Origin of the sequence: Lentzea xinjiangensis (assembly GCF_900110955.1) — a bacterium.
Lineage (GTDB): Bacteria > Actinomycetota > Actinomycetes > Mycobacteriales > Pseudonocardiaceae > Lentzea > Lentzea xinjiangensis.
In genome coordinates, this window is the sequence record NZ_FOFR01000002.1 from 660627 (window position 1) to 682272 (window position 21646).

23 protein-coding genes are annotated in these 21646 nt (G+C 70.1%); 9 read left to right on the top strand and 14 right to left on the bottom strand.

All coding sequences use genetic code 11. The features are described 5' to 3' along the window. The 4 genes from BMW88_RS08575 to BMW88_RS08590 form a co-directional block, all read right to left on the bottom strand. Positions 1–1095, bottom strand: coding sequence for an ABC transporter ATP-binding protein (locus tag BMW88_RS08575; protein ID WP_089950033.1), 1095 nt, complete (start codon positions 1093–1095; stop codon positions 1–3). Between the two features lie 111 nt (positions 1096–1206). Next, a complete protein-coding gene (locus tag BMW88_RS08580; RefSeq protein WP_089950034.1) occupies positions 1207–2100 on the bottom strand; it encodes a sugar ABC transporter permease in 894 nt (297 codons plus the stop codon). Then, positions 2100–3017, bottom strand: coding sequence for a carbohydrate ABC transporter permease (locus tag BMW88_RS08585; RefSeq protein ID WP_425434626.1), 918 nt, complete (start codon positions 3015–3017; stop codon positions 2100–2102). Before BMW88_RS08585 ends, BMW88_RS08580 begins: the two co-directional genes overlap by 1 nt. A 67-nt stretch (positions 3018–3084) precedes the next feature. Next, positions 3085–4341: an extracellular solute-binding protein gene (locus BMW88_RS08590; protein ID WP_089950035.1), complete on the bottom strand. Its 1257-nt coding sequence runs from the start codon at positions 4339–4341 to the stop codon at positions 3085–3087. Between the two features lie 219 nt (positions 4342–4560). On the opposite strand from BMW88_RS08590, the gene BMW88_RS08595 reads away from it, so the two are divergent. Together BMW88_RS08595 and BMW88_RS08600 are read left to right on the top strand one after the other, a co-directional pair. Continuing rightward, complete coding sequence (locus BMW88_RS08595) at positions 4561–5598, top strand: LacI family DNA-binding transcriptional regulator (protein WP_089950036.1); 1038 nt, start codon at positions 4561–4563, stop codon at positions 5596–5598. A gap of 124 nt (positions 5599–5722) precedes the next feature. Beyond that, on the top strand, positions 5723–6826 hold the full coding sequence (locus BMW88_RS08600) for a LacI family DNA-binding transcriptional regulator (RefSeq protein ID WP_089950037.1): 1104 nt from the start codon (positions 5723–5725) through the stop codon (positions 6824–6826). On the opposite strand, the gene BMW88_RS41730 is transcribed toward BMW88_RS08600, so the two are convergent. Beyond that, a complete protein-coding gene (locus BMW88_RS41730; protein WP_089950038.1) occupies positions 6823–7482 on the bottom strand; it encodes a hypothetical protein in 660 nt (219 codons plus the stop codon). The two genes, BMW88_RS08600 and BMW88_RS41730, sit on opposite strands and share 4 nt — an antisense overlap. 150 nt (positions 7483–7632) lie before the next feature. On the opposite strand from BMW88_RS41730, the gene BMW88_RS08610 reads away from it, so the two are divergent. From BMW88_RS08610 to BMW88_RS08620, 3 genes are all read left to right on the top strand, one after another. Continuing rightward, positions 7633–8145, top strand: coding sequence for a beta-class carbonic anhydrase (locus tag BMW88_RS08610; RefSeq protein WP_089950039.1), 513 nt, complete (start codon positions 7633–7635; stop codon positions 8143–8145). A 77-nt stretch (positions 8146–8222) separates the two neighbouring features. After that, positions 8223–9092, top strand: a complete 870-nt coding sequence (locus BMW88_RS08615) for an HhH-GPD family protein (protein ID WP_089950040.1) — start codon at positions 8223–8225, stop codon at positions 9090–9092. Further along, positions 9092–9601, top strand: coding sequence for a 2'-5' RNA ligase family protein (locus BMW88_RS08620; RefSeq protein ID WP_177220996.1), 510 nt, complete (start codon positions 9092–9094; stop codon positions 9599–9601). Before BMW88_RS08615 ends, BMW88_RS08620 begins: the two co-directional genes overlap by 1 nt. Here the strand turns inward: BMW88_RS08620 and BMW88_RS08625 are convergent. After that, the gene (locus tag BMW88_RS08625; protein WP_245777637.1) at positions 9550–10296 is read right to left on the bottom strand and encodes an alpha/beta fold hydrolase; all 747 of its coding nucleotides are present in this window, start codon (positions 10294–10296) and stop codon (positions 9550–9552) included. The genes BMW88_RS08620 and BMW88_RS08625 overlap by 52 nt on opposite strands. Positions 10297–10312: 16 nt before the next feature. Here BMW88_RS08625 and BMW88_RS08630 point away from each other — a divergent pair, with 16 nt between their 5' ends. Genes BMW88_RS08630 through BMW88_RS08640 form a run of 3 tightly spaced genes read left to right on the top strand, consistent with a single transcriptional unit; the run spans position 10313 to position 12880 of the window. Further along, complete coding sequence (locus BMW88_RS08630) at positions 10313–11764, top strand: M1 family metallopeptidase (protein WP_089950041.1); 1452 nt, start codon at positions 10313–10315, stop codon at positions 11762–11764. A 10-nt stretch (positions 11765–11774) separates the two neighbouring features. Beyond that, complete coding sequence (locus BMW88_RS08635) at positions 11775–12086, top strand: antibiotic biosynthesis monooxygenase family protein (protein WP_089950042.1); 312 nt, start codon at positions 11775–11777, stop codon at positions 12084–12086. Next, the gene (locus tag BMW88_RS08640; RefSeq protein WP_245777672.1) at positions 12086–12880 is read left to right on the top strand and encodes an SIR2 family NAD-dependent protein deacylase; all 795 of its coding nucleotides are present in this window, start codon (positions 12086–12088) and stop codon (positions 12878–12880) included. Before BMW88_RS08635 ends, BMW88_RS08640 begins: the two co-directional genes overlap by 1 nt. On the opposite strand, the gene BMW88_RS08645 is transcribed toward BMW88_RS08640, so the two are convergent. The 5 genes from BMW88_RS08645 to BMW88_RS08655 form a co-directional block, all read right to left on the bottom strand. Beyond that, positions 12852–13826 (bottom strand): endonuclease/exonuclease/phosphatase family protein, encoded by a 975-nt coding sequence (locus BMW88_RS08645; protein ID WP_245777638.1) that lies wholly within the window; start codon positions 13824–13826, stop codon positions 12852–12854. The genes BMW88_RS08640 and BMW88_RS08645 overlap by 29 nt on opposite strands. 140 nt (positions 13827–13966) lie before the next feature. Next, the gene (locus BMW88_RS41735; protein WP_177220998.1) at positions 13967–14116 is read right to left on the bottom strand and encodes a hypothetical protein; all 150 of its coding nucleotides are present in this window, start codon (positions 14114–14116) and stop codon (positions 13967–13969) included. Positions 14117–14207: 91 nt separating this feature from the next. Beyond that, a complete protein-coding gene (locus BMW88_RS41740) occupies positions 14208–14372 on the bottom strand; it encodes a hypothetical protein (RefSeq protein ID WP_177220999.1) in 165 nt (54 codons plus the stop codon). Then, entirely contained in the window at positions 14369–14878 is a 510-nt protein-coding gene (locus BMW88_RS08650; RefSeq protein WP_245777639.1) for a YbaB/EbfC family nucleoid-associated protein, read from the bottom strand. The genes BMW88_RS41740 and BMW88_RS08650 overlap by 4 nt, the downstream gene beginning before the upstream one ends. A 175-nt stretch (positions 14879–15053) precedes the next feature. Beyond that, entirely contained in the window at positions 15054–17615 is a 2562-nt protein-coding gene (locus BMW88_RS08655) for an ATP-dependent Clp protease ATP-binding subunit (protein ID WP_089950044.1), read from the bottom strand. 320 nt (positions 17616–17935) lie between these two features. On the opposite strand from BMW88_RS08655, the gene BMW88_RS43965 reads away from it, so the two are divergent. Next, complete coding sequence (locus BMW88_RS43965; protein ID WP_089950045.1) at positions 17936–18733, top strand: (2Fe-2S)-binding protein; 798 nt, start codon at positions 17936–17938, stop codon at positions 18731–18733. Between the two features lie 34 nt (positions 18734–18767). On the opposite strand, the gene BMW88_RS08665 is transcribed toward BMW88_RS43965, so the two are convergent. From BMW88_RS08665 to BMW88_RS08675, 3 genes are read right to left on the bottom strand one after another with little or no spacing between them, the layout of a single operon-like run. After that, positions 18768–19565, bottom strand: a complete 798-nt coding sequence (locus BMW88_RS08665) for an ABC transporter ATP-binding protein (RefSeq protein ID WP_089950046.1) — start codon at positions 19563–19565, stop codon at positions 18768–18770. Continuing rightward, positions 19562–20614, bottom strand: coding sequence for a FecCD family ABC transporter permease (locus BMW88_RS08670; protein WP_089950047.1), 1053 nt, complete (start codon positions 20612–20614; stop codon positions 19562–19564). The genes BMW88_RS08665 and BMW88_RS08670 overlap by 4 nt, the downstream gene beginning before the upstream one ends. Beyond that, a complete protein-coding gene (locus tag BMW88_RS08675) occupies positions 20611–21603 on the bottom strand; it encodes a FecCD family ABC transporter permease (protein WP_089950048.1) in 993 nt (330 codons plus the stop codon). The genes BMW88_RS08670 and BMW88_RS08675 overlap by 4 nt, the downstream gene beginning before the upstream one ends. Positions 21604–21646 lie beyond the last annotated feature (43 nt).

Here is a 21646-nt window from a genome sequence, read left to right on the forward strand (position 1 = left end):
TCACGCCTCCAGGCGCTCGCCCGTTTCGGGGTGGAACAGGTGGATCTCGGTGTGGTCGCGCACGGCGACCTTGACGTGCTGGCCCAGGGTCGGCGGCGTGCGGCCGTCGACGCGGACGACGAAGCGCTGCGACGAGTCGCCGATCTTCACGGCGCCGTGCACGAGCGCGTCGGCGCCGAGCTCCTCGACCAGCTCGACGGTCATCTCCATGCCCTCCTCACCCGAGGGCACGATGCCGAGCGCCTCGGGGCGGATGCCGAAGGTGACCTCGTCCAGGCCGCCGGCGGCGTCGAGCGCGGAGCGGGACAGCGGCACGGTGACGCCGTCGAGCTTCGCGCCCTCGGACGTGATCGGCACCGTCTTGAGGTTCATGGCGGGCGAGCCGATGAAGCCCGCGACGAACGCGTTGGCCGGGCGGTCGTACAGGGCGCGCGGCGTGTCGCACTGCTGCAGCAGGCCGTCCTTGAGCACCGCGACGCGGTGGCCCATCGTCATGGCCTCGACCTGGTCGTGCGTCACGTAGATCGTGGTCGTGCCGAGGCGCTGCTGCAGGGCCGCGATGTTCGCGCGGGTCTCGACGCGCAGCTTGGCGTCCAGGTTGGACAGCGGCTCGTCCATGAGGAACACGGAGGGCTCGCGCACGATGGCGCGGCCCATCGCGACGCGCTGCCGCTGACCGCCGGACAGCGCCTTCGGCTTGCGCTCCAGGTACTTGGTGAGGTCGAGCATCTTGGCGGCCTCTTCGACCTTCGCCTTGATCTCGGTCTTCGCGACACCGCGCAGCTTGAGCGCGAAGCCCATGTTCTCCGCGACCGTCATGTGCGGGTAGAGCGCGTACGACTGGAACACCATCGCGATGTCCCTGCCCTTCGGCGGCACGTTCGTGACGTCCTTGCCGCCGATCTGGATGGCGCCCTCGTCGACGTCCTCGAGGCCCGCGAGCATGCGCAGGGCGGTCGACTTGCCCGAACCGGACGGTCCGACCAGCACCAGGAACTCGCCGTCGGCCACGTCGAGCGACAGCTCGTCGACCGCGCGGACCGGCGGGTTGCCGGAGAACACCCGCGACGCCTTGACGTAGGACACCTCAGCCATGTGACGCACCTTTCACCTTTGTCTGGGCGCGACGTTAGGGATTGCAAGCGCTTACGGGAACAGCCGTAAGCGCTTACGTTCGCCGACTCGCAAACGTAAGCGCTTACGTCCTCAGCCCTTCACGGCACCGGACGACAGACCGGTCACCAGGAACCGCTGCACCAGGTAGAACACGATCACCGCGGGAATCGCGACCAGGATGGACGCCGCCGCCAGGTGTCCCCACTCGGTCCGGTTCTGCTGCACGAACACCTGCAGCCCCACGGCCAAGGTCTTCGACTCGTCGGCGGCCGACAGGAACGCCGACGCGAACGCGACCTCACCCCACGCGGTCAGGAACGCGTAGAACGACGTCACCGCCAGCCCCGGCTTCGCCAGCGGCATCACCAACCGCCAGAACACGCCGAACGGCGAAAGGCCGTCCACCCGCCCGGCTTCGTCGATGTCCGTGGGGATCGTGTCGAAGTAGCCCTTGAGCATGTAGGTGCAGAACGGCACCGCGGTCGTGCAGTACACGAGCACGAGGCCGATCGAGCTGCCCTGCAACCCCAGGGCGATCAGGATGTTGTAGAGCGGCACGATCAGCACCGCGAACGGGAACATCTGCACCACGAGGAACGACATCAGCAGCGACCGCTTGCCGGGGAACCGGAAGCGCGAGGCCGCGTAGCCCGTCGTCGCGGACAGGAAAACCGCGATCACCGTGGTCAGCAACGCGATCAGCACCGAGTTGCCGAACCAGGTGAGGAAGGCGCCCTTCTCACCGCCCAGGATCCGGGTGTAGTTGTCCAAAGAGGACTCGTTGAACAACTGCGGCGACGTCTCCACCGCGCGGGCGTCCGGCTTGAAGGACGTGACGAGCACCCAGAAGACCGGGAACACCGCCACCAGCGACGCGACGACCAGCGCCGCGTGCAGGCCGATCGAGGCCAGCGGGGAGCGGTCGCTGCGCTTGAGCCGGCGTTCCGGCTTCACCATCTGCAGCGAGGAAGCGTCGAGCGTCATCACCACACCTCGCCTTGCTTGCGCAGCGCACGGCGGTAGACCGTGGCGAAGACCAACAACACGGAGAGGATCAGCACGCCGTAGGTCGACGCCACCGCGTAGTCACGGGAGGCGCCCGAGAAGAAGCGCTCGAACGCGTAGGTGACGAGGATGCGCGTGTTCGGGTTGGGACCGGCGATCAGGTAGATCACCGGGAACATGTTGAACGTCCAGATGATGCCCAGCAGGACCACCGTCGAGGACACCGAGCGCAGGCCCGGCAGCGTCACGTGCCGGAACCGCTGCCACGGCGTGGCGCCGTCCACCTCGGCCGCCTCGTAGAGGTCGCCGGGGATCGATTGCAGACCACCGAGCAGCGCCACCATCATGAACGGCGTGCCCAGCCAGACGTTGACGACGATCACGGCGAACAGCGCCCAGTCGGACTGGCCGAGCCAGACCGGGTCGGGCAGGCCCACCGCGCGCAGCAACTGGTTGATGATCCCGTACTGCGCGTTGAACATGTACTTCCAAGCGAACGCACTGATGAACGCGGGCACCGCCCACGGCAGGATCAGCAGGACGCGGTAGAGCGTGCGGCCCTTCACCTGGCGGTTGAGCAGCAGCGCCAGGCCGAGGCCGATCGTGTAGTGGAAGAACACGCAGCCGAACGTCCAGATGAGCGTGCGGACCAGCGTGCTCCAGAACGCGCCGTACGAGGCGTCGCCCGACAACACGTTCAGGTAGTTCTTGAAGCCGACGCCCTCGTAGCTCGCCGGCCGGTCGAGCACCGGGTTGGCGATGTTGGCCTCGTTGATGTTGGTGAAGGTGAAGAACACGCCCTGCGCGAGCGGGTAGAGCACCAACACCGCGATGACCACCACGACGGGCAGGACCATCGCGTACGCGTACCAGTGCCGTTCCAGGAACCGGCGCACCGATCTCTCCTCTCCGACGGACCGACGAGGGGTGGCCGGGCGAACCCCGGCCACCCCGTCTGGCGAATCAGCCGATCGAGTACTCGGTGACGACGGTGTCCTTGTAGGCCTTGGCGACCTCGTCGAGCGCCGCCTTCGGCTCCTTCTTGCCGGCGAGGACGTCGGCGTAGGCGATCTTCAGCGGGTCGAAGAGCTGGCCGCCCTCGGGGATCCACGGGCGGGCGTGCGCGGCCTTGGCGACCGGCTCGAACGCGGAGACGACGGCGTTGGCCTTGACGTCGGCGTTGCCGTAGGCGGACTTGCGGGTCGGCAGCAGGCCGAGCTCCTTGGCGATCTGGGCCTGCGCCTCTGCCGAGCTCATGCACTGGATGAACTTGATCGAGGACTGCTTGGCCTTGGTGCCCTGGCGGACCACGTAGTCGTGGCCGCCAACCGGCGCGCTGCCCTTGCCCGCGACGTCACCGGGCACCGGCGCGATGCCGAGGTTCGCGGCGTCGGTGAACGCGGCGCCCTTGAGGTAGTCGGCGACGGCCCACGGACCGTTGATGACCATGGCGGCCTCGCCGGACGAGAACGCGGCCTGCATGTTCGCGTAGGAGTTCGTCGGGTCGAGCGCGGTCGTCGCGGCCTTGGCGTCGAGCAGGCCCTTGGCGGTCTCCAGCGCCTTCACGTTCGCCGCGGAGCTGACCACGATCTTCTTGGCGTCCGCGTCGACCAGGTCGCCGCCGGCGCCGTAGATGAACGGCAGCGCGTAGTACGCGTCGTTGTTGAGGAAGAACGACTTCTCGCCGCCCAGCTTGGCGGCGGCGGCCTTGAGCTCGTCCCAGGTCTTCGGCGGCTCGACGCCCGCGTCGGCGAGCTTCTTCTTGTTGTAGAGCAGGGCGAGCGAGTCGGTGACCTGCGGGACGGCGTAGGTCTTGCCCTCGAACTTCGCCGACCCCAGCGGGACCTCGAGGAAGTCGCCCGTGTCCTTGGCGAGGTCGGTGTCGCTCAGGTCGGCGACGAGGCCGTTCTTCGCGAGCTGCGGCACCCAGGCGACCTCGGAGCGGAACACGTCGGGACCCTGCCCGCCCTGCGCCGCGGTCTTGTAGTTGTTCAGCGCCTGGTCGAACGCGACGGTCTCGGTCTTGACCCGGTAACCGCCCTTCGAGGCGCAGTCGTTCGCGATCTTGGTGAAGACCGGGCTCTCGTTGGGGCCGCTGGTGTCCCAGAAGGTCACTTCGCCCGAGTCGGATCCGCTGCTGCCCGACCCACCGCCTCCGCAGGCGGTGAGCACGAGGGCGACACCCGTCGCCATGGCGGTCACGAGGGTTGTCCGTCGCATCGTTGCTGCCGTTCCCTCCAGCTGGGCCTCATCTCCCAGTGAGATGAGGGTATTGCAAGGTTTTGCGAGAATGTTGCGGGCGATTTCACTACCCGAAGCATGGTCAGGTCAAGGCATTGACCGTAACCAAGCCGTAACGGCGTTGTCTTGCAAACGCGCGTTGCAAATTTTTTCTGAAGACGGCAGGCTTGCGCCGAACCAAGCCGACCAGGAGGCAACGTGTCCGGACTGTCCGAGATCGCGAGGGCAGCCGGGGTGTCGATCTCGACGGTGAGCCGCGTGCTGAACCGCCGGGCGGGCGTCAACGAGGAGACCCGGCAACGGGTGCTGTCCGTGCTCGCGGAGATGCCCTACACCCCGCGCGGGCTCGGTGCGCTGCAACGCACCGGCGTGATCGGCCTGCTCGTGCCGGAGCTGTCGAACCCGGTGTTCCCCGCGTTCGCCGAGGCGCTGGAGACGCGGGCGGCCCGCCTGGGCTACTCCTCGCTGCTGTGCAACACCCGCAGCGGCGCCCCGATGGGCGAGGAGGAGTACGTCCGGATGCTCCTGGCCCGCGGGGTCGAGGGCATGGTGTTCGTGTCACCGGAGATCACCAACGTCGAGGTGCCGCTCGGCCAGGCGCCGCGCCCGAGCTACTACGCCAAGCTCGTCGCGGACGGCGTCCACATGGTCTTCCTCAACGGCGCCACGCCCGCGCTCGACGTGCCCGACGTGACGGTGGACGAGCAGCTCGCGGGCTACACGGCCACCAAGCACCTGATCGAGCTGGGCCACGAGCGGATCGGGTTCGTCTCGGGCCCGGCGCGCTCGCTGCCCTCCCGCCTCAAGCGCGCCGGGTGGGCCGCCGCGCTGGAGGAGAACCACCTGCCGGCGGGCTCGGAGTACGTGGCGCACGCGTCGTTCAGCGCGGAGGGCGGCGGCCAGGCGGTGGCGCAGCTGCTCGACACCGTGACGCCGACGGCCGTGATCTGCTCGTCCGACCACATGGCGCTCGGCGTCATGCGCGAAGCACACCAACGGGGGATCTCCGTACCGGACGACCTGTCCGTCGTCGGGTTCGACGACATCCCGCTGGCTGCCTACTCCTCGCCCGCTTTGACCACGCTCGCGCAGCCGATCGAGGAGATGGCGGCGGCGGCGATCGACGAGCTGGTGCTGCGCCTCGACCCGGATCGCCGCAGGCAGGGCACTGACAACTACACCCGCGTGTTCCGCCCGCGGCTCGTCGTGCGGGAGTCGACCGCGCCGCCGAAGTGAGACGCCTGGTGGTCTGGACCATGTTCTGAACAAGGCAGATGGGCCAACCTGCGCGGATGCGTCATTGGAGGGACGCAGGTCACCCTCACTTCACGAATTGGTTCTGAACCGTTACGGTCCTTTCATGGCGCGGTCGATGCATGTGCGACGTCCGGCGACGCTGGCCTCCCTGGCCGCTGAGCTGGGCGTTTCCCGGACAACGGTGTCCAACGCGTACAACCGGCCCGACCAGCTCTCGCCCGAGCTGCGTCGGCGGGTGTTGGACACGGCCCGAAGGCTGGGTTATCCCGGCCCGGATCCTGTGGCGCGCTCGTTGCGCACGCGCAAGGCCGGGGCGGTGGGCCTGCTGCTCACCGAGAACCTCTCCTACGCGTTCCGCGACCCGGCCGCGATCGGTTTCCTCGAAGGCCTCGCGCTGGCGTGCGAAGACGCCGGCACGGGCCTGCTGCTGGTTCCCGCCAACCCCGAACGCGAGGACGTCGCGTCCGTGCACCGCGCGGGTGTCGACGGCTTCGTCGTCTACTCGGTGCCCGACGACGACCCGCACCTCGCCGCGGTGCTGGAGCGGCCCGTCCCGACCGTCGTCTGCGACCAGCCGGACCTCGGCACGGTCGACCGCGTCGGCATCGACGACCGCGGCGCGATGTACGAGCTCGCGCGCCACCTGATCTCGCTGGGCCACCGGCGCGTCGGCGTCGTGTGCATGCGTCTGGCGCGTGACCGCAACGACGGCTTCGTGACACCCGACCGCCAGCACGCCGCGCACTTCCACGTGCAGCGCAACCGCCTGTCCGGCCTCGCCGAGGCGTTCAGCGAGGCGGGCGTCGACTGGTCGCAGGTGCCCGTGGTCGAGCGCTTCGACCACAACACGGCCTCCGGCGCGTCCGGCGCGGCCCAGGTGCTCGACCGCGACCCGCAGATCACCGCGTTGATCTGCACCTCGGACGTGCTCGCGCTCGGCGCGATGACCGAGGCCGCCCGCCGCGGCCTGCGCGTGCCGCACGACATCTCCGTCACCGGGTTCGACGGCATCCGCGCCGGCGAGGAGGTCGGGCTCACGACGGTCCGCCAGCCGGTGCTCGAGAAGGGCCGCGCGGCGGGCAAGCTGCTGCTCGACACGAACGAGCGGACCCGGCCGCGGTCGGTCAACCTCGCCACCGAGCTGCTCATCGGCAAGACGTCGGCGGCACCGCGCGGTGGCGCCGAGGAACGCTGGTTCGGTCCCTAGTCGCCGAGCCGGAAGACCACGGGTGAGCTGGCCTTCCCGGCCAGCTTCGCCACGAGCAGGTAGTCGCCCGCCCCGAGCCGGGTGTGCGCGCCGCACCCCGGCCGCGAGGTCGAGCCCGCCCACTTCGTGCCGTAGGTGAAGACCTCCTTGGGCCGCATCACCCGCACCTCGGAGCCCACCGTCGCGAGGCAGTGGTTGCTGGACCACAGCACCGTCGTGCCGTCGGCGGTCAGCACGGTGAGCTCGCGGTGCTGGCGGCCGATGTCCTTGATGCACGGCGCCGGCCCGTTGTTGACCAGGTCCATCGACAGTTCCGGCTGGTCACCGGTGTGGTACACCGGCTTGTTCGCCTTCGCCACCACCCCGAGCACGTCGTCGGGGCAGGGCTGCGGAGGGCCGGGAGGCGGCGCGGCCTGCGTCGGCGTGGCGGGTGGCGCCGTCGAGGAGGACGACGCGGCGGCCGTCTCCGACGTGCTCGGCGGCGGGTTGGAGGACGACGCCGCGGCCGCGTTGGTCGGCTGGGCGGTCTCCTCGTCCGAGGCGAACACGCCGACGAGCCAGATCACGAGCAGCAGTGTGGCGAGCGCGGCACCGATCGCGACGACGCGACGGCGCCAGTACACCGTGGACGGCAGCTTGTCTGCGGGCTCGGTCACGGCCCGAACGTAACCTGACCAGCGGGAATCCAGTCGGAAGCGAGCATCGCTCGATCCGGTGAACGTGACATTGACCCTGAAACCCTTGTGAACGTGCGCTAACTCCGGTTCCAATCGACGCGGGGTCCGCCGGTAGGCCATGGAGGTGTCATGACCGCGATCGACGAACTGCTCAAGCGGAACTACGAGCTCGGGAACGTGGTTCCCGGAGATCGTTCGTCCCCGAAGCCGTCCCTGCAGGTGGCGATTCTGACCTGCATGGACTCGCGCATCCGGGTGTTCGAGATCTTCGGTTTGAAGCAGGGCGAGGCACACGTGCTGCGCAACGCGGGCGGGGTCGTCACCGACGACGCGATCCGATCGCTCGCGCTGAGCCAGCGCAAGCTCGGCACGCGCGAGGTGCTGTTGGTGCACCACACCAACTGCGGCCTCGAGCTGGTGACCGAGGACGACTTCAAGGACGAGCTCGAGGCCGACACCGGCCTGCGCCCGACCTGGGCCGTCGAGGCGTTCAAGCAGGTCGAGCAGAGCGTGCGCGGCTCGATGGCGCGGCTGCGGCGCAGCCCGTTCATCCCGCACACCGACAAGATCCGCGGGTTCGTCTACGACGTGCACACCGGTGAGCTGCGCGAGGTCCAAGCCGCGGACACCGCCGCCGCCTGAGCTTCGGAACGCGGGGGCCCCGCGTTACCCCAGGGGTAACGCGGGGCCCCCGCGTTCCCTTGCGACAATGGCGGGCGATGAATCACGAGTTGCTGCTGGGCTGGTGGGACACCGCTGCCCGCGACCTGCCGTGGCGCCGTCCCTCCTGCACCGCCTGGGGCGTGCTGGTCAGCGAGATCATGCTGCAGCAGACGCCGGTGGCACGCGTCGAGCCGATCTGGCACGAGTGGCTCGCGAAGTGGCCGGTGCCGTCCGCGATGGCCGCTGCCTCCCAGGGTGAAGTGCTGCGCATGTGGGGCAAGCTCGGCTATCCCCGCCGGGCCTTGCGGCTGCACGAGGCCGCCACGGCGATCGCTCGCGACCACGGCGATGTGGTGCCGTCGGACATCGACGTGCTGGAGTCGCTGCCGGGCATCGGCAGCTACACGGCTCGTGCGGTGGCCACGTTCGCGTACGGGCAGAAGTGCGCTGTCGTCGACACGAACGTGCGCCGGGTCGTGGCTCGCGCGGTGCACGGTGCCGGTGACGCCGGGCCGCCGTCGACCAAGCGCGACCTGCGGGACGTCGAGGCGATCCTGCCGGAGGACCAGGACGACGCCGCCGTGTTCTCGGCGGCGTTGATGGAGCTCGGTGCGTTGATCTGCACCGCACGCAACCCGAAGTGCGCCGACTGCCCCCTGTACGCGGAATGCGCCTGGCAACTGGCCGGGCGGCCCGCCTACGCGGGGCCGGTGAAGAAGGTGCAGCAGTTCGCCGGCACCGACCGCCAGGTGCGGGGCAAGCTGCTGGACGTGCTGCGGGGCGCGCCGGGACCGGTGCCCAAGGCGCACCTCGACATCGTCTGGAACGACATCACGCAACGGGAGAAGTGCCTGGTCTCGCTGCTCGACGACGGGCTGGTCGAGCAGACGCGGGAAGGCCTCTTCGCCCTGCCGGGAGAGCACTGATGCACGCGCTGGTGGCGTTCTTCGACGACGAGGCGGACCGGAAGGTCCGCGACCTGTGGCGGCGGATCGGCGCCCGGCACGACTTCCCGCCGCACCTCACCTACGCCGTCGCGAGCACCATCGGTCCCAAGGTGCGCAAGGAGCTGCGCGAGGACCTCGAACGGCTCTGGATGCCGGACCTCTGGCTGCACACGCTCGGCACGTTCTCGACCGCCGACAACGTGCTGGTGCTCGGTGCCGTGGTCGACACCGAGCTGCTCGCGGTGCACTCCGCCATCCACGACGTGCTGGCGAGCAAGGTGAAGAACCCCAGCGCGTACTACCTGCCCGGCAACTGGGTGCCGCACTGCACGCTCGCGGCCGACATCGACGACGAGGCCGTGAAGGCCGCGTTCGCCGCTGTCTTCCCCGTCGAGCCGATCCGCGCGAGGGTCCGCGAGGTGTCGATCGTCGACACTCAGACCGGCGAGATCGACGTGCTCAAGAAGGCTTCCACGGCGCCGCGGTAAACCCACGGCGCGCTGTCGTGCACGACGTGACCGGCCTCCTCGACGTAGAGGTGCCGGCCGCCGGAACGCCGTGCCGCCTCGGCCATCTGCCCCGGCAGCTGGCCGCCCCCACCGGCCTCGATCACCAGCGACGGGCACCGCACGGCGTCGATGAAGTTCCAGTACGCCCGCGTGCCCCAGTGGGCCGCGATCTCGTAGAGGTCGTCCATCTCGGCGATCAGGTGCCAGCCGTCGTGGCGTTCCTCGAAGTACTCGGCGAACACCGGCGAGCCGAAGTACGAGATCACGTGGCCGACCGACTGGAAGGGCACCGGCCAGGCGTCGAAGAGCCACTTCCACTCGTCGACCGTCCTGCCCCGGTTGTCCGGCGCGAAGTCCTCGACCACAATCGCGCGCACCAGGTCCGGACGGGTCGCCGCGAGGCACCACGCGTGCAGCCCGCCCATGGAGTGCCCGATGACCACAGCGGGCCCGAGGCCGAGCTCCTCGATGGCGGCCGCGGCGTCGCGGACGAAGTCCTCGGTGCGGAACGGTCCGCGCTGCGGGTTGCGGCCGTGGCCGCGCTGGTCGACGCCGACCACGCGGCCGAACGGTGTGAGCCACTGCGCGACCGGCCACCAGGCGGTGGCCCTGCTCATCAGGCCGTGCAGGAGCAGCACGCCTTGTCCCGTTCCGCCGAACTCCACCACAGACACGGGGATGATTAAACGCATGAAGGCCCGTCCGTACCTGATCGCCCTGGTGTTGATCGTGCTCGTCGCCGGCCTGCTCGTCGTGTTCAGAACGCCGGGCGGCGACCCGGCGGGGCCACGCCAGGAGACGTCGCCGCAGGCCGCGGTGGAGGCCGGCGCGGGGGCGGGCGACGCCTACTACCCGACGGACGGCAACAGCGGCTACGACGTCACCCTCTACGACCTCGCGATCACCTACGACCCGTCGTCGCAGCAGCTCGACGGCGTCGCCTCCATCACCGCGACCGCCTCCGACGACCTCTCCCGGTTCAACCTCGACCTCGAAGGCCTGCGGGTCAGCGAGGTGGAAGTCGGTGGGCAGCCGGCGAAGTTCGCGCAGGAGGGCGACCACGAGCTGGTGATCACACCCGCTGCCCCGCTCGCGAAGGGCAGGCCGTTCACCGCCGTCGTCACCTACGGCGGCAAGCCCACGACGATCGACGACGCCTCGCTGGGCCGCAGCGGCTGGCAGATCTCGTCGACCGGCGGCGCGTTCGCCGCGGGTCAGCCGCACTCCGCGACGACGTGGTTCCCGGCCAACGACACCCCGCGCGACAAGGCGGCGCTGAAGGTCGCGGCCCGCGTCCCCGACGGCTGGACGGTGGTCTCGAACGGCCTGGAGGGACCGGCCAGGCGCGACGGCGGCTGGACCACGTTCACCTGGTCGGAGGAGACCCCGCTCGCCACCTACCTCGCGACCGTGGCCATCGACAGGTTCGAGGTCGTGCGCTCGAAGCTGCCGAGCGGCACGCCCGTGGTCGACGCGTACGCGCCCGGCACGTCCGGCTCCAAGAAGCCGATCCAGTCGCGGCTGCCGGAGGTCCTCGCGTTCCTGGAGACGAAGTTCGGCCCCTACCCGCAGCGGGCGGCCGGCGGCATCTGGGTGGCCGACCAGATCGGGTTCTCGCTGGAGACGCAGACCAGGCCGATCTACGCCTCGTGGGCGGACCTGGAGACGGTGGTGCACGAGAACGCCCACCAGTGGTTCGGCGACTCGGTGACGCTGCGGAGCTGGGCGGACATCTGCCTGAACGAGTGCCTCGCCTCCTACTCGCAGTGGCTGTGGATGGAGAAGGAGGGCACCGACCTCGACCAGCGCTACCGCGACCGCGTCGAGGAGCTGCGGTCCCGCTCGTCGTTCTGGGCGCCGAAGCTCTACGACATGGGCAAGGGCAACGAGTTCCGGGGCGTCTACGACAAGGGCATCATGGCGGTGCACGCGCTGCGCAAGCAGGTCGGCGACGACGTGTTCTTCCGGGCGCTGCGCTCGTGGACGGCCGAGCACCGCGACGGCAACGCCTCGTGGCCCGACTTCGAGGACCACTTCGAGAAGGCCTCCGGGCAGCCGCTGGACGCGTTCTTCCAGGCGTGGTTCCGCGACTCCGGCATCCCGGGTGATCAGCACCTGCTGCCCGCCGGTGTGCGCCGCTAGGCTGGGTCGCATGGCAGTCGTGAAGATCAACGCGATCAAGGTCCCCGAAGGCGCCGGTCCCGAGCTCGAGAAGCGGTTCGCCGCCCGCCTCGGCGCTGTCGACGACCAGCCCGGTTTCCTCGGCTTCGAGCTCCTGCGCCCGGTCGCGGGCGAGGACCGCTACTTCGTCGTCACGCACTGGGAGACGCACGAGGACTTCGTGGCGTGGCGCGACGGGCAGGCAGGCGCCGCGGCGCACTCCGGTGAGCGCGCCAAGCCCGTGGCGTCGGGCGCCGACCTGCTGGAGTTCGAGGTCGTGCTGGGCAGCAAGCCCAAGCCTTGATCGACGAGGCCTACGACAGAGCCGCCGAGCTGATCGCCGGCGCGGGCGCGGTGCTCGTCTGCGCCGGCGCCGGCATGGGCGTCGACTCCGGCCTGCCGGACTTCCGCGGCACCGAGGGCTTCTGGCGGGCGTACCCGCCCTACGAGCGGCTCGGGCTGAGGTTCGAGGAGATCGCCGACCCGGTGCACTTCGCCGACGACCCCGCGCTCGCCTGGGGTTTTTACGGCCACCGGCTGAACCTGTACCGCGCGACCGTGCCGCACGAGGGCTTCGAGGTCCTGCGCTCGTGGGGCGCCCGCGCCTTCACGTCCAACGTGGACGGCCAGTTCCAGAAGGCGGGCTTCACGGACGTCGCCGAGGTCCACGGCTCGATCCACCACGCCCAGTGCGTGGAACCGTGCACCGACGAGATCTGGGGGTGCGCGTTCGACGTGGAGGTCGACCCCGAGTCGATGCGGGCCGTCGGCGAGCTGCCGTCGTGCCCGTCGTGCGGGGGCCTCGCGCGGCCCAACATCCTGATGTTCGGCGACTGGGGCTGGGTGCCGCACCGCAGCCAGGCGCAGCTCGAGGAGCTGGCGCGGTGGCGGCGGGCGCAGCACGACCTCGTCGTGGTCGAGATCGGCGCCGGCACCGCGGTGCCGACCGTGCGGCGTCAGGCCGAGCTGGCGAGCGCGGCGTCCGGCGCGTTGATCCGGATCAACACCCGCGAGCCGGCCGTCCGGCACGGCCGGGGCGTGTCGCTGCCGGTGGGGGCGCTGGAAGCGCTCAGAACCTTGGCACGACGAACTGCGTGACGAGGGCCCGGTGATCGCTGCCGGGCACGTTGACCACGTCCAGCGTGTCGACCGGGCACCGCGTGTCCACCAGCACGTGGTCGATGGTGACCGGCGGCGGCCAGATGCCGACCCTGCCGGGCCACGTGTGGACCAGCCCCTTGCCGACCTCGTCCGCGGCGTCCACGTACCCCTTGTTCAGCAACCGCGTGAGCCCGACGTGGTCGAGCGTCGCGTTGAAGTCGCCCGCGAGCACCCTGATCGCGCCGGTCGAGTCGGGGCTCGGGAGCCCGGCCAGCTCCCGCTGCCACGCCTCCGGCCCCTGGGTGACGACGGGCGGCAGCGGGTGCACCGAGACGACCTCGATGTCCTTGCCCGGCAGGTCCACCAGCGCCGCGGCCTGCCGCAACGTGCTCGGCGGGGTCAGGTTCCGCTGCGTGAGCGGGTACCTCGACGCGATGCCGCTGCCGGAGCCGCCCGGCTCGTCCAGGAAGACGCGGCTGGGCAGCACCTGGTCGAGACCGGCCCGTTCGAGGTCGAGCACCATCTCCGGGGTCAGCTCCTGCATCGCCAGGACGTGGATCCGGCGCGCCTTGACCTCCCGGACGAGGAACTCCGCGTCCGCGATGCCGGTGAGCAGGTTGGCGGTCATCAGCCGGACCGGCTGCCCCACGCCGTTGGGCCGTGAGTCGGGAAACGCCCGCGGCACCACGTTCGCGGCCAGCACGATCGCCACGATCGTCATCGTCAGCCCGACGGCCCACCTCTTGCGGAACAGCGCGAACAGCCCGATGAGCAGCCCCGCGACGGTGATGTACGGGGTCAGCGAGGTCGTGGCGATCATGTACCGCGTGCCGTCGATGCCGAGCAGCCTGACGAACGCCGCCGTGACGAACGCCATCGCGCACACGACCAGCAGGAACGTGGCGAAACCGCTCTTGCGCGGCTTCACCTCGGTGGTGACCACGCCGTGCAGTCTCGCTGAGTGCTCGTCAGTCTCCGGTGTGGTCCGCACAGCCAGAGGACGGTCGGCGGCGCTCCCCCGTTGCCCGCCGGCCCCTCCGCCGTGCTGGTCCCGACCGGCCGAGGAGGACGTGCCGGCCTTCGTCAGACCGCCGCCGCGGGGTGCCGCGGCCGCGCGCCGGGCATCCGGTCGAGCAGCCCGCAGATCGTGTCGACCACGACCACCAGGTCGTCCCGGCTGATCTGGTTGCCGAGCACGGTGTAGACCACTCCGGCCTCGAACGTCAGTTGCATCCAGGAGGCCCGGGACGGGAGGTCCTCCTCCCGGTCCAGCAGCCACGACAGCGCGTCGAAGTTCAGCTCCCGGTGTACCGCGGCCGGGTCGCTACCTGTACTGGTCCTTGACGAAGATCCCGACTACTCCCCAGGACTTGTCGCCCACATCAGCCCGGTCGACCAGCTCGGTGATCTTGCTGGCCGTGGAGCGGTGGCCGTCCAGCTTGCCCGCCAGCTTGCGCAGCTCCTCCGGGTCGGCGCTGAACCCGCTCATCGACCGTCCTCGTCGTAGAGGTTCAGGAACTTGCCGTCCTGCTTGGGCGGAGTGGCAGGCGGTTGTTGGGGCGACCGGGTGTTCCGGGCGTTGTCCCGCAGGACGTTCTGGTCGGAGAAGTCGTCCGGCTCGGGCGCGGCGGGCCTGCGCGGAGGTGCCGCGGCGGCGGGTGGTGGGGGCGCGGTCTCCTCGGACCTGACGGCTCGCAGCTCCTCCTTGGACATGCCGAAGAGCTGCGCCTGGGTTTCCAGCACCTGGTCCTTTGCGTGGGGCGGTCGGCGCATGGCCAGCTCGGTCAGCCGGATGTCCTTGATGGTGCCGGAAGGACCCGCCACGACCGTCACCGCGCGGTCAGCCGAGGTGGCGACCGCCTCCAGCTCGGTGAGCTGCTGCTGCATCCCGCCGATACCGGCGAACTGCCGGTCAACACGCTGCATCTGAGCCTGGAACCGCTCGAACTGAGCGACGAGCTGCTCGAACGCCGCCGACGGCACAAGAACCTCCACCTGGGGCACCCACCCGCGCAAGATCACGCGAGCGCGAGCCATGGTGGCAGGCCGGGTTTCCGGCTGACGGCGAAACGGGCGAATCCGCGCGCGCACGTGACACGCTCAACTCGGTGCCGCAACGCGAACGGCCCCCGGACGAAAGTCCGGGGGCCGTTCGCACGTGCCGGCTAGCTCACTCGGTGTCGCTCGACGGAGAGTCCTGCGACTCGGCCGCCGCGGCCGCCGTGAGGTCGACGGGCGGAGCGTCCGGGACCCGGTTCGGCTTGGGCTCGCCGCGGAAGACGAACTTCGCCTTGTCGTGGTTCTCGGACACGCCGTCCCAGCCCTCGACGTCGGTGATGATGATCTGGCCCGGCTGGATCTCGCCGAACAGGATCTTCTCCGACAGGGTGTCCTCGATCTCGCGCTGGATCGTCCTGCGCAGCGGGCGGGCGCCCAGCACCGGGTCGAAGCCGCGCTTGGCCAGCAGGGCCTTGGCCCTGTCGGTCAGCTCGATGGCCATGTCCTTGTTCTTCAACTGCTGCTCGACGCGGGCGATCATCAGGTCCACCATCTTGATGATCTCGTCCTGAGTGAGCTGGTGGAAGACGATGATGTCGTCGATGCGGTTGAGGAACTCGGGGCGGAAGTGCTTCTTCAGCTCGTCGTTGACCTTGTTCTTCATGCGCTCGTAGTTGGACGCGGTGTCCTGACCCGAGGTGAAGCCGAGGCCGACGGCCTTGCTGATGTCGGACGTGCCCAGGTTCGACGTGAAGATGATGACGGTGTTCTTGAAGTCCACCGTCCGGCCCTGACCGTCGGTCAGGCGGCCGTCCTCCAGCACCTGGAGCAGCGTGTTGTAGACCTCCTGGTGGGCCTTCTCGATCTCGTCGAAGAGCACGACGGAGAACGGCTTGCGGCGCACCTTCTCGGTGAGCTGGCCGCCCTCTTCGTAGCCGACATAACCGGGAGGGGCACCGAAGAGCCGCGACGCGGTGTAGCGGTCGTGGAACTCGCCCATGTCGATCTGGATGAGCGCGTCGTCCTCGCCGAACAGGAAGTTCGCCAGCGCCTTCGAGAGCTCGGTCTTACCGACACCGGACGGGCCGGCGAAGATGAACGAGCCGGAGGGGCGCTTCGGGTCCTTCAGACCGGCGCGGGTGCGGCGGATCGCCTGCGACACGGCCTTGACCGCGTCGACCTGGCCGATGATCCGCTTGTGCAGCTCGTCCTCCATGCGGAGCAGACGCGTGGTCTCCTCCTCGGTGAGCTTGAACACCGGGATGCCGGTCCAGTTGGCGAGGACCTCGGCGATCTGCTCGTCGTCGACCTCGGCGACGACGTCCAGGTCACCGTCCTTCCACTGCTTCTCCCGCTCGGCCTTCTGGCCCAGGAGCTGCTTCTCCGCGTCACGCAGCTTCGCCGCGCGCTCGAAGTCCTGCGCGTCGATCGCGGACTCCTTGTCGCGGCGCACGTCCGCGATCTTCTCGTCGAACTCGCGCAGGTCCGGCGGCGCGGTCATCCGGCGGATGCGCATGCGGGCGCCCGCCTCGTCGATGAGGTCGATCGCCTTGTCCGGCAGGAACCGGTCGTTGATGTACCGGTCGGCCAGCGTGGCGGCGGCGACCAGCGCGGAGTCGGTGATCGAGACGCGGTGGTGCGCCTCGTACCGGTCGCGCAGACCCTTGAGGATCTCGATGGTGTGCTCGAGCGACGGCTCGCCCACCTGGATCGGCTGGAAGCGGCGCTCCAGCGCGGGGTCCTTCTCGACGTGCTTGCGGTACTCGTCGAGCGTGGTGGCGCCGATCGTCTGCAGCTCACCGCGGGCCAGCATCGGCTTGAGGATGCTCGCCGCGTCGATCGCGCCCTCGGCGGCACCCGCGCCGACGAGCGTGTGGATCTCGTCGATGAACAGGATGATGTCGCCGCGCGTGCGGATCTCCTTGAGGACCTTCTTCAGGCGCTCCTCGAAGTCACCGCGGTAGCGCGAGCCCGCGACCAGCGAGCCGAGGTCGAGCGTGTAGAGCTGCTTGTCCTTGAGCGTCTCGGGCACCTCGCCCTTGACGACCATCTGCGCCAGTCCCTCGACGACGGCGGTCTTGCCGACGCCGGGCTCGCCGATGAGGACCGGGTTGTTCTTGGTGCGGCGGGACAGCACCTGCATGACCCGCTCGATCTCCTTGGCGCGCCCGATCACCGGGTCGAGCTTGCCCTCCCGCGCCGAGGCGGTGAGGTTGCGCCCGAACTGGTCGAGGACCAGGGACGACGACGGCGTGCCCTCGCCGCGACCGGTCGACTCCGACGCGCCCTTCTCCGTCGAGTAGCCGGACAGCAGCTGCAGCACCTGCTGCCGCACCCTGTTGAGGTCGGCGCCGAGCTTCACGAGGACCTGGGCGGCGACGCCCTCGCCCTCGCGGATCAGGCCGAGCAGGATGTGCTCGGTGCCGATGTAGTTGTGGCCGAGCTGAAGCGCCTCGCGCAGCGAGAGCTCCAGGACCTTCTTCGCACGGGGGGTGAAGGGGATGTGTCCACTCGGGGCCTGCTGGCCCTGGCCGATGATCTCTTCGACCTGCTGGCGGACGCCCTCCAGCGCAATCCCCAACGACTCGAGCGCCTTGGCGGCGACACCTTCACCCTCGTGGATCAGACCCAGGAGGATGTGCTCGGTGCCGATGTAGTTGTGGTTGAGCATCCGTGCCTCTTCTTGGGCAAGGACAACCACCCGCCTCGCGCGGTCGGTGAACCTCTCGAACATTCGCACTCCCTGACTGCTGCGTCGGCGGTCCTCGGCTCCACCGATCTACCCTGGTGAGCGCGGCACCGTGGCTCCACTGTAGTGGGGCGGCCCCGAGACCTGTGGTTCCCATCAGCGGACAACCGCAATCGTGGAACCCTGACACCGCTATCAACGCAGGTCGGGAGCAATGGATTCCACAGATCGGGCGATGTCCGCTGAGCGCGAACAACTGACCGTTGAGCGAAGCTCCTGTGACCGGGACCACCACGACGCGCATGAGGAGCGCGATTCTGGGTAAGGTTAGGCAAGCCTCAATCGCATGAGATTGGACTTGCGCCTTGACCGTACCTGCGAGGGTCTCACAGCAGAACCCGCGTGCGCTCACGCCGCTCGCCGAGTCCATCGCCCGCCTCGACGTCGGCTCCGAGATCAGGTTCGGCACGCCGTCGCGGGACTGGACGATCTGCTCGGACCTGCTGGCCGAGCCGTCGCGCTTCGACCTGTGGCGCAAGGACCTGGCCGAATGGCTGGTGGAGCAGTACGGCGAGTCCGACGACCGCGCCACCGCCGGGTACATCATGGGCTGGTACCTCCACCAGCCCGGCTACCTCGCCGGCCTGCTGTTCCACACCGCCCGCCGGGTGCCCACGCTCAAGCCGCGCGACATGGCCTTCCGCATCGCCAGGGGTGGCCGCCCCCACCCGGACGGCATCTGCGTCCTCAGCGACGAGTTCGCCTGCCTGCCCGACGACCCGGCCTCGAACCACCCGGCCGCCACCGTCGTGGCCGACGAAGCCGCCCTGGCCGCCCTCCTGCGCGTCCGCTACGCGGCCCACGCCGCCCAGTTCGTGGCGTCCTTCGGCCAGGTGGTCCGCTTCGGCCGCCGCACGCTGTGGGCGGCGGCGACCGACATGCTGGAGTACGGCCCGTGGGCCGCCGGCCGGATCTGCGGCGACGAGAACGCGGGCGTCACCGAGGCGGCGCTGATCCTGCCCGAGAAGCTCGCGCCGTTCGTCTCCGCCTCGACGCTGCACTTCACCGACGAGGGCTGGAAGCGCAAGCGCAACAGCTGCTGCTTCCACTACGTGCTGCCGGGCGCGGAGCCCTGCACGGCCTGCCCGCGCACCTGCTCCTGACCCGGCCGCGCGGGCGAGCCGTCCCCGGCCGGGCCTACGGCACCCGGTGGCGTGACCCGACCGGCACCACGAGCGGCGTGCCGGCCACCGGGTCCTCGACGACCCTGGCGTCCAGCCCGAACACCTCCAGCAGCAGCCGCTCGGTCAGCACCTCCGCGGGCGCTCCCTGGGCCACGATCCGCCCACCCCGCATGGCGACGACGTTGTCGGCGTACCGAGCGGCGAGGTTGAGGTCGTGCAGCACCATGACCACGGTCCGCCCCATGGTGGCGTGCAGCTCCTGGACCAGGTCCAGCACGTCGATCTGGTGGGCGAGGTCCAGGTAGGTGGTGGGCTCGTCGAGCAGCAGCAGGTCGGTGCCCTGGGCGAGCGCCATCGAGATCCACGCCCGCTGCCGCTGTCCCCCGGACAGCTCGTCCACGGTCCGGTCGGCGAGGTCGGAGATGCCGGTCATCGCGAGCGCGGCGTCGACCGCGGCCGCGTCGTCCGAGGACCACTGCCGGTACCAGGCCTGGTGCGGGTGCCGGCCCCTGGCCACCAGGTCGGCCACGGTCAGCCCCTCCGGCGCGGACGGCGCCTGGGGCAGCAGCCCGAGCACCCTGGCGACGTCCCTGGTGGCCATCCGGTCGATCTGCTTGCCGTCGAGCAGCACCGCGCCGGACCGGGCGGGCAGCAACCGACCGAGGGCCTTCAGCAAGGTGGACTTGCCGCACCCGTTGGGCCCGATCACCGCGGTGACGGTGCCACCGATCACCGACAGGTCCAGGGTGTCGACGACCAACCGCTCGCCGTAACCGACCGACAGCGAGGAAGCCTCAAGCCGCACACTCATACCCGCGCCTCCCGGCGACTCCGAACCAGCAGGTACATCAGATAGGGCGCACCCAGCACGGCGGTGACGACGCCGACGGGCAGTTCCGTGCGGTAGATCGTGCGCGCGACCAGGTCCGACAGCACGACGAGCGCGCCGCCGACCACGACCGAGCCGAAGAGCGGCGGTTGCGCGGTCCCGGACAGCCGCAGGGCGATCTGCGGGGTGGCCAGCGCGACGAACGCGATCGGGCCCGCCGCGGCCGTGGCCACCGACGCCAGCACGATCGCCACGACGATCAGGAACGAGCGCGCGACGTTGACCCGGACGCCCAGGCCGCGCGAGGTCTGGTCGTCGAACTGCAGCGCGCCCAGCACGTGGCCGCCGACCAGGGCCACGGGGACCAGCACGACGAGCGCGAGCGCCACCGGCACGACGTGCTCCCAGCCGCGGCCGTTCAGCGAGCCGGTGATCCACACCATCGCGCGGCCCGCGTCCTGCACGTCACCGACGGTCAGCAGGTAGTGCGTGAAGTTGCCGGCGACCGCGGTGATGCCGATGCCGACCAGCACCATCCGGAAGCCCTCGATGCCCTGCCGCCACGCGAGCGCGTAGACCAGCAGGCCGGCGACCAGCCCGCCCGCGAGGCCGGCCAGCGGCACGCCGATGCTCGCCGCGCCGCCCGTCACCACGCCGAGCGACCCGGCGAAGGTGATCACCGAGACCGCGCCGACGCCCGCTCCCCAGGTCACGCCCAGGATGTCGGGCGAGGCCAGCGGGTTGCGCACGATCGCCTGGAAGATCGCTCCGGACAGGCCGAGCGCGCCGCCGACGAGCAGACCGGTCAACGCCCGCGGCAGCCGCAGCTCCACCACCACGAACCGGTCGCGCCGGGTGCCTCCGCCGAGCAGCGCGTCGACGACCTGCGCCGCGGTCAGCGGGAAGTCGCCGACCATGATGTCGACGACCAGCAGTGCCGCCAGCACCACGAGAGACACCGCCACCACGAGCAACGGCCGGCGGCGCAGCTTGAACGAGGTGGCGCCGATCCTCAACGCCGTCGTCGTCATATCTTCACCAGCCTCTTGCGGCGGACCAGGAAGATGAAGAACGGGGCGCCGAGCAGCGCCAGCATCACGCCGACCTCCACCTCGGCCGGCCGCGCGACCACCCGCCCGGCGATGTCGGCGAGGAGGACCAGGCCCGCGCCGAGCAGTGCCGCGTACGGCAGGATCCAGCGGTAGTCCGGTCCGGTGAACGCACGCGCCACGTGCGGCACGACGAGCCCGAGGAACCCGATCGGCCCGCAGGCGGCGACGGCCCCTCCCACCAGCAGCGTGATGGCCAGGATCCCCAGCGACCGCGTCCTGCCGACGTTCACGCCCAGCGACCTCGCCACGTCCTCGCCCAGCGACAGCGCGTTGAGGCCCGGCGCGTTGAGCGCGGCCACGACCAGCCCGGCCAGCAGGAACGGCAGCACCTGCGCCAGCACCCCCAGGTCACGCCCCGCGATGGCGCCGACCTGCCAGAACCGGAACGCGTCGAGCGACTGCTGGTCGAGCAGCACGATCGCCGACACCAGGCCGTTCATCAGCGCCGAGACCGCGGCGCCCGCCAGCGCGAGCGTGACCGGCGACGGCCCCGCCCGCCCTGCCGAGCCGAGCAGGAACACCACGACGCTCGCGACCATCGCGCCGGCGAAGGCGAACCAGATGTAGCCGACCAGCGAGGACACCCCGAACAAGAAGATCGACAGCACGACCGCCAGCGCGGCGCCGTGCGTGACGCCGAGGATGCCGGGATCGGCGAGCGGGTTGCGCGTGTGGCCCTGCATCAGCGCGCCGCCGACGCCCAGCGCGATGCCGACCACGACGCCGAGCAACGTCCGCGGGATCCGCAGCTCGCGGACCACCACGTCGTCCTCGGCGCCTGTGGGCGTGAAGAGACCGTGCCAGACCCCGGACAGCGGGATCTCCTTCGAACCGATGGCGATGCTCGCGAGGCACACGGCGGCGAGCGCGACCAGCAGCAAGAGCAGGCCGAACGACCTACGACCCAAGGCCCACCCTCCCGGCTGCGACTGAAGACAGGTAAGCCTAACC